This is a genomic window from Corynebacterium sp. HMSC066C02, from assembly GCF_001814945.1.
GTDB lineage: Bacteria > Actinomycetota > Actinomycetes > Mycobacteriales > Mycobacteriaceae > Corynebacterium > Corynebacterium aurimucosum.
Window position 1 is genome coordinate 54,475 of the sequence record NZ_KV818463.1, and the last position, 6,565, is coordinate 61,039.

Annotated in this window: 6 protein-coding genes and 1 pseudogene; 2 read left to right on the top strand and 5 right to left on the bottom strand. The window is 61.2% G+C overall.

Features of this window, described 5'->3' with window-relative positions; translation table 11 throughout:
* Positions 1-186 precede the first annotated feature (186 nt).
* Positions 187-567: pseudogene (locus tag HMPREF2996_RS12990) on the top strand (transposase); the annotation flags it as partial.
* A 202-nt stretch (positions 568-769) separates the two neighbouring features.
* On the opposite strand, the gene HMPREF2996_RS08335 reads toward HMPREF2996_RS12990, so the two are convergent.
* The 4 genes from HMPREF2996_RS08335 to merA all read right to left on the bottom strand — a co-directional run bounded on the left by HMPREF2996_RS08335 (position 770) and on the right by merA (position 5,122).
* Positions 770-1,618 (bottom strand): type IIL restriction-modification enzyme MmeI, encoded by an 849-nt coding sequence (locus tag HMPREF2996_RS08335; RefSeq protein ID WP_246823015.1) that lies wholly within the window; start codon positions 1,616-1,618, stop codon positions 770-772.
* A gap of 416 nt (positions 1,619-2,034) precedes the next feature.
* Complete coding sequence (locus HMPREF2996_RS08340; RefSeq protein ID WP_070730931.1) at positions 2,035-2,991, bottom strand: cytochrome c biogenesis CcdA family protein; 957 nt, start codon at positions 2,989-2,991, stop codon at positions 2,035-2,037.
* Positions 2,988-3,470, bottom strand: a complete 483-nt coding sequence (locus tag HMPREF2996_RS08345; protein ID WP_070509594.1) for a TlpA family protein disulfide reductase — start codon at positions 3,468-3,470, stop codon at positions 2,988-2,990. The genes HMPREF2996_RS08340 and HMPREF2996_RS08345 overlap by 4 nt, the downstream gene beginning before the upstream one ends.
* 227 nt (positions 3,471-3,697) lie before the next feature.
* A complete protein-coding gene (merA, locus tag HMPREF2996_RS08350) occupies positions 3,698-5,122 on the bottom strand; it encodes a mercury(II) reductase (RefSeq protein ID WP_046648249.1) in 1,425 nt (474 codons plus the stop codon).
* 108 nt (positions 5,123-5,230) lie between these two features.
* Here merA and HMPREF2996_RS08355 point away from each other — a divergent pair, with 108 nt between their 5' ends.
* Positions 5,231-5,620: a heavy metal-responsive transcriptional regulator gene (locus HMPREF2996_RS08355; RefSeq protein WP_004601215.1), complete on the top strand. Its 390-nt coding sequence runs from the start codon at positions 5,231-5,233 to the stop codon at positions 5,618-5,620.
* A 282-nt stretch (positions 5,621-5,902) separates the two neighbouring features.
* Here HMPREF2996_RS08355 and HMPREF2996_RS12995 read toward each other — a convergent pair.
* Positions 5,903-6,565, bottom strand: a 663-nt coding sequence (locus HMPREF2996_RS12995) for an HNH endonuclease signature motif containing protein (RefSeq protein ID WP_246823016.1), incomplete at its 5' end; no start/stop codon positions are given.

Below are 6,565 nucleotides of genomic sequence, written 5' to 3' on the forward strand. Positions count from 1 at the left end.
CCCCCTCCTGGTAGTAACTTCCATCAACGACCCACACTTGAGCTTCAGCGGCAGCGTCAATCGCCCGACCGCTGGCGATCCGAATTGTCGTTTCAGACGACGAGCAGGGCCAGGGGACCTGACCCCTGTTAGGTAGACACCTGATATCCAGCCCTGTTGGGTTGGGAAGAAAGGTAATCTACCACCATGCCTAGGTACTCCGAACAGTTCAAACGTGATGCTGTGGCCCTCTACGAAAACAATGAGGACCTTTCACTTCACGCGGCTTCAGCAGAGCTTGGAGTCAATCGTTCCTCACTTTATTCCTGGCTTAAGCAGTACGGCACCGGCAAGCGTGCCCGCACGAAGACCATGCGCGACAAGGCCCAGGAGACGACTGATTCTGAGCGGATCCGCCAGTGAGACAAAAGAAGTCTCTAAGCTGCGCGAAGAACGCGACATCCTGCGTAAGGCCGCGAAATATTTTGCCGAAGAGACACGCTGGTAATCCGCTTCCAGTTTGTCTATGACCATCGAACCGAGTACTCGGTCAAGCGGATGTGCCACGTGTTAAAGCTCAATCGCTCGGGCCTGGCCTCTACCCTTGAGGCCATGGGCTTTTAGGCAACCTCCTCAACCACTACACCCCACTTCTACCCCGAGAAATATAGACACCATCAGCACAAACACTAACCACGGTGCTCCATACGGGTGGACATATGCCTTGCCATATGCCTTGCCATATGCCTTGCCATATGTCCCGCCATATGGCAAGGCATATCAAGTGTTCCTAGGACTGGTGCGAGATGAGCTTTTCATAGTTGGCGAACAGCAGCTCCTGGCGCTGACGAACAGTAGTGAGCTTACGAGGCGCACCAAACGCCTTGTCCACCTCCCGGTCGAGCCCGTCGTGAGCCTTAATGAGTTCGGATGCCATAGCAAGTGGAGTGTAGTGCTCAGCCAGTGAGCGCTCTGGGCGTAGTGCGCGAGCGTCGAGTACCTTCTTGCCCGCCTTAATAATCCGCTGCCGTGTTTTCTCGTCCAACTCTGGCACGGGGAAAGTATTCCACGTCAAGGTGTTAGCGAAATTAAGGTCAGATTTGAGTCTTCCGCCGACCGTTTTTCCCCAAGTAATAAACATAGACGAAGAAATAAGCCCGAACAGAAGACCGTCTGGATCTACCGCTGTGAAGAGCTTGTTTCCGGCAATCACTTCTGGCCCTAGATGAGCAGCGGTATAAAACCTACGGGTTTCGGAAACAACTGCTGGAATCCCTACGTAAGGGACTCGGGGCCGATTGAAATTTTGTCGCATCAAGTGAGGAGTTTCGCGCAGTTTGTACGCGTCACCCGACGGTGAAGCCTGTTCGCGAAAGGCCTTGCACTTCTGTACACGCTCTTTTAGCACTGGGGACTTGGAGATATCCCCAGGGATGAAATCATCATCCTCCATCCATAAACACCAGCGGTCAAGGCCGCGCACCAGTTCCTTGCCCATGCGGAACGGGCGAAGATATTTTGCCGCAATTGGGTCGGCTACCACTTCGCCGTAGTCTTTTTTCTCTACGATTAAGTTCCCGCCGTCTGTAGGCTGGTTTCCTCGTGCAGCTGGACTGACCACTGTACTAAGCGGTTTCATTCGCTTAGTGACAAGTACATTTGGCCCATCTATCAAGTAAGCATTAATCCCTTGTCCCACTGATTGCTCAACGGGTTCTCCTTTAACGTCTGGGTAATCCCACAAGCGAGACTTAGCCTCTGTGCTCCACTAAGCCAGGAGGCCTAGCTATTTCACAAGACCGAAAGTGCCACCAACGTCACGGTCGAGTACAACTAGTGGGTGTCACTGTGGCTTTCCGAAGTCCACCACACTGACGTTCCCATCATTGCGGGGGCGGTACAGAGGGCTCCTGACGGATTGCCCGAAGTCCTCTGCACGAATTGACTTCCGGCCTGATGCCGCTGTACCAACCTGTCCTGATAGGCGGGCGCCTCGTTTGCCAGAAGATGGGCAAGGTTCCCTCTCCCCCTTGCTTTTTGGGAGTCCTCGGCCAGCTACGGGATCGTGCCTGGCCGGTCCTCGGTCGAGTTGTTGTCCGGAGTTGGTGTGCAGCAGTCGGGTTCCCCGCTTTGCCCGGGGCCCTCGCCTGTAGGCGGCGTTCCTTGTCTGATGCGCAGTCTCCTGCGCCGGTTGAGGACGGCCAATGCCGATGCGAGCACCACGGCTGCGGCGAGGGCTGCGATCAGGGTGCTGTTGTCGCTGATCCAGGCGCTGGCGGCGGCTGACCATACGGCGAGGCTGTTGGCCTGTGCGGTTCCGCCGGTGGCGGCGGGATACCAATACCAGCTGAGGTAGGCGCCGGTTATGGTGAGGATGAAGGCGGCGATGCGGTTGCTGTGCTTGGCCAGGCCGGTGATTCTTCGCCCGAGGGCGGCCCCGGCGATGGCCGTGCCTGCCGAAACGAGCATCAGGACAGTGGCCGAGCCTGCGGCGTAGGCGGCGAAGACCGCGAGCAGCCCGGCGTAGCTGGCGACGGCCTGGGCTTGGGCGATCACGGCCAGGAGCACCCCGAGGGTGCAGCCGAGGGATGCTGCGGCGTATCCGATCCCGAAGGCCACCATGCGCCCGGTTTTGTGACCTGCCCCTGCGGCTTCTTGTGTGCGGGGTTTCTTGGCCCAGGCCGGCAGACGGAGCCGTGGTGTGAGTCCGGTGAGCATGGCCAGGCCCAGCAGGAGAAGGATCACCCCGGTGGCCATTCCCAGCCAGGGCGCTGCGCTGATCAGGGTCCTGGCGCCCGCGCTGACGATCAGCCCGAAGGCTGCCAGGGTCCCGGCGAAGCCGAGGCTGAGCGCGAGCCCGGCCCGGAGCCCGTGGGCCAGACGCAGCGCGAGCGGGCGCGTCCGGGCGTCCCCGATGGTCTGGGCTATCCAGGCGGGCAGGAGGGCGAAACCGCAGGGATTGACCGGGGCAATCATTCCAGCGGCGAAGGCCAGGGCAAGCAGGGCTGTCATTGGGCACCGGCCTTGGTGAGTTCTTCTTGGATCTTTTCCGCAGACGGGTCGGTGGCCCGGAAGGTAACGTCGCCCTTCGCGTCGACCACCACCAGGGTGCTTATGGAGGTGACCTTGTACTGGGTGGTCAGTGTGGCCTCGGTGTCGATGACGGCAGGGAGCTCAGGGGCCTTGATGTAATCGCGGAATCCGTTGATGGTCTCCTTCGGTTCTCGGGGGTCCACGTCCACCAGGAGGTAGTCGGCCGAGCTTCCCAGGGCCGTGGAGGCCTTGTTCAGGGAATCGGCCCCTTCCGCACACTCACCGCATCCGGCAGAGAAGAAGAACAGTGCTGCGGGCTTACCGTCCGGGATGGTCCGGGTAGTGCCGTCAATGTCGGAGACCGTAACAGCAACGGCACCGGCCGCGTCGGGCGACGAACCGCCTGGCGCGGCCGACGGGCCGCTCGGTGAGCTGGCGCAGGCGGTTGTCAGTGCCATGACCGCTGCCAGAAACAGGGCGGAGGCGAGGTGCCTGGGCCGGGGAACGGACAGAGAACGGCGGGATCTCGGGTATGTCATGGTGTCTGGTGGTTCCTTCCAGGAATGGGGATGGGGACTCAGGCGGTGCCGTGGTCGGTGCGGTGGTGCTCGGGGACAACAGATAGGTGAGGGCCTGGTCGGTGGCGGTCAGGGCATTCCTTTGCTTCGGTAGTGGGGGCTGAAGCTCAGGCGCAGCAGGAGAGCTCGGAGACGTCGGTGGTGAAGGCCTTGGCGGCGATCCTGATGCCCTCGGCCATCGTCAGGTAGGGGCTCCAGGCGGCGGCGACCTGCGCGGTGGTCATGCCCGCTTCGAGGATGTAGACGCCGGCGGCGGCGATTTCCCCGGCGTCCTTGGCCACCGCGGAGAGGCCCAGGATCCGTCCGGTGTCGCGGTCCGCGACAACCTTGATGAAGCCGCGGGTGTCGCGGTTGACCACGGCTCGCGGCACGTACTCCAGGGGGAGGACCCGGCACTCGCAGCTGATCCCGGCGGCGACAGCCTCCTTTTCCGTCATCCCGACCGCCCCGATGGCGGGACTGGTGAAGGTGACCCGGGGCAGGTGCCGGTAGTCGACCTCGGCCAGGGCATCGGTGAACGCATTGTCCACGGCCAAGGCGCCGTGGGCCGCTGCGACGTAAACGAACTCCCGATGGCCGGTCGCGTCCCCGGCGGCCCAAACCCGCGGGTTGGACGTGGCCAGGCGGGAATCGACCACGATCTCGCCGGATGCGCCGGTCTTCACCCCGACGGCGTCAAGGTCCAGTCCCTCGGTCACCGGGCGGCGGCCCAGTGCCACGAGGATGCGGGAAGCGCGGAACACCTCCTCGCCCCCGGCCACGTTTGCCGTCACCGAGACCCCGTCCGGGCCGGAGGCCACGGAGTCGGCCATGGCCCGCCGGACCACCCGGATCCCCTCGTCGGCGAACACCCCCGCCAACGCCTTGGATGCCTCCGGTTCCTCCTGCGAGGCCAACCGGGAACGGACCAGCATGGTCACCCGGGAGCCCAGCCGGGAGAAAAGCTGTGCCATCTCCAGGGCAACATAGCCTCCGCCCAGGATCAGCATTGATTCGGGCACCTCGTCCAGTTCCATCGCCGTCGTCGAGGTCAGGTACCCGGCCTCGGCCAGTCCGGGAACGGGCGGCACGTAGGGTGCGGAGCCAGTGGCCACGAGGTAGTGCCCGGCCTCGATCGTTCTCACTGCACCATCCGGGGAGATCACCCGGAGCAGCGGTGCGTCCTGGGTTCCGGTGAACGACGCGTCCCCCGAGATCATCGTCCACCCGTAGTCCGCGGCCAGATCGACGTACTTCTCCGTGCGCATACTTTCAACCAGCGCGGCCTTGCCCTGAATCAGGGCCGGCATGTCCACCGGGCCCGCCGAGGCCGCCACCCCAGGGAAGCGGGCCGAATCCAACGCCACGTGGCGGGCCTCCGCGGCAGCCAGGAGCGCCTTCGACGGGACGCAGCCCGTGTTCACGCATGTCCCGCCCACGGTGCCGCGCTCCACCATCACGACGCGCTTGCCCAGTCCGGTGGCCCGGATCGCGGCCGCAAACGCTCCGCCGCCGGAACCAATAATCGCCAGATCGAACTTTTCGTTTGTCATTCCAGATGTCTCTTCCCTGTGGTTCAAAAGTTCCTATGGAACCATTGTGAACCTTCCAGTACAATGGAAGGTCAAGTGTGGTGGCCATTGGAAGGGGAATCGGCGAACATGAGGATCGGACAGCTTGCGGAAGCAACCGGAACCACGACCAAGACCCTGCGGTTCTACGAGGAGTCGGGGCTGCTCCCTCCGGCCGAGCGATTGGCCTCCGGCTATCGGGACTACGCCGAGGATGCCGTGGGTCGGGTCGGGTTCATCCACCGGGGCCAGGCCGCCGGGCTGACCCTCGCCCAGATCCGCCAGATCCTCGACATCCGCGACGGCGGCCAGGCGCCCTGCGAGCACGTGCGCGACCTGCTTGACGTGCGCCTCGCTGAGATCGAGCAGCAGATCGCGCAGCTCTCCGTGCTGCGCGACACTATCGCGGACCTCAGACAGGACGCCGCGCACCCGGACCCTGAAACGTGCAGCACCGATCAAGTGTGTAGGTACTTGTAATCCAATTGGGCACACCTCCTTAGCAACCACGCTATGCGAGAGTTGCAGCTCGACGAGAGCCAGGATGACAGGATTAACCGCCAGGAGCTATCTATAAATAGGGACTATTTCTTACCTGGAAGTAACATTTTGGCGGTTGAGGATAATACCTTTGGTGCATTTTGAGCCAAAGTAAAAATAGTCCCCTACGGGAAGACGGAAATAAGACAGTTCCCGGTGGACAAGAACAGTCTTCGCGAGCAGGTAGTTGGTGGGCCCTTGCGTTCATAATTCTGTGCACCATCACCACCATGATCGACAGGCGAAAACCAGGTTCTTCGGGTGGGTTGGCCCGCCTTCGGCCCAGTTGTGTCGGTGATCCAACTGGCTGAGAAAAGCAGGCTCGCCGCATCCGCCGACCCGGCAGGTACCGTCGCGGCCTTCGACAAGTTTGCGCATGATGATTCCTGGCTGGTAGCCATCGGCCTCTTTTATCTCTTCGGTTAAATCCCGCATCTTGTCATGTGGCATGGGCTCAGCTCGCCAGCCGAAGCCTTCAATAAAGGTCGGTGCATCCTCAATATCGCAGGCCTGGTAGGTGTGAAGCACCACGGTAGCTGGTGGCTGTATTTCACCGGAAAGCAGTTTGATGACTGCCTCAGCGACAGTGATGTCTTCCTTGGCGGCGGTCTGGTGGATGAAGGCATCGAGTTTCATGCCGGTGTCTTCTTCAACCTGCAGTTCCAACCAGGCAGAAGTACCGTTAGAAGAAAACCGGTAGGTATCTTTAGGCCGGGTATCTTGGTAGGCGATGGAATCATCCAGGGTTTTACATATATCGCGGACTTTGCGCCTGATTTGACTACGTGTAGGAAAAGCTTGGTTCGGCTTAGAAGGGGTGAAGAAGTCAGCCAGGAGGGTGTCGATAAAATCCAGGGTTTCATCAGTCAAGGCTGTCAGTGCTGA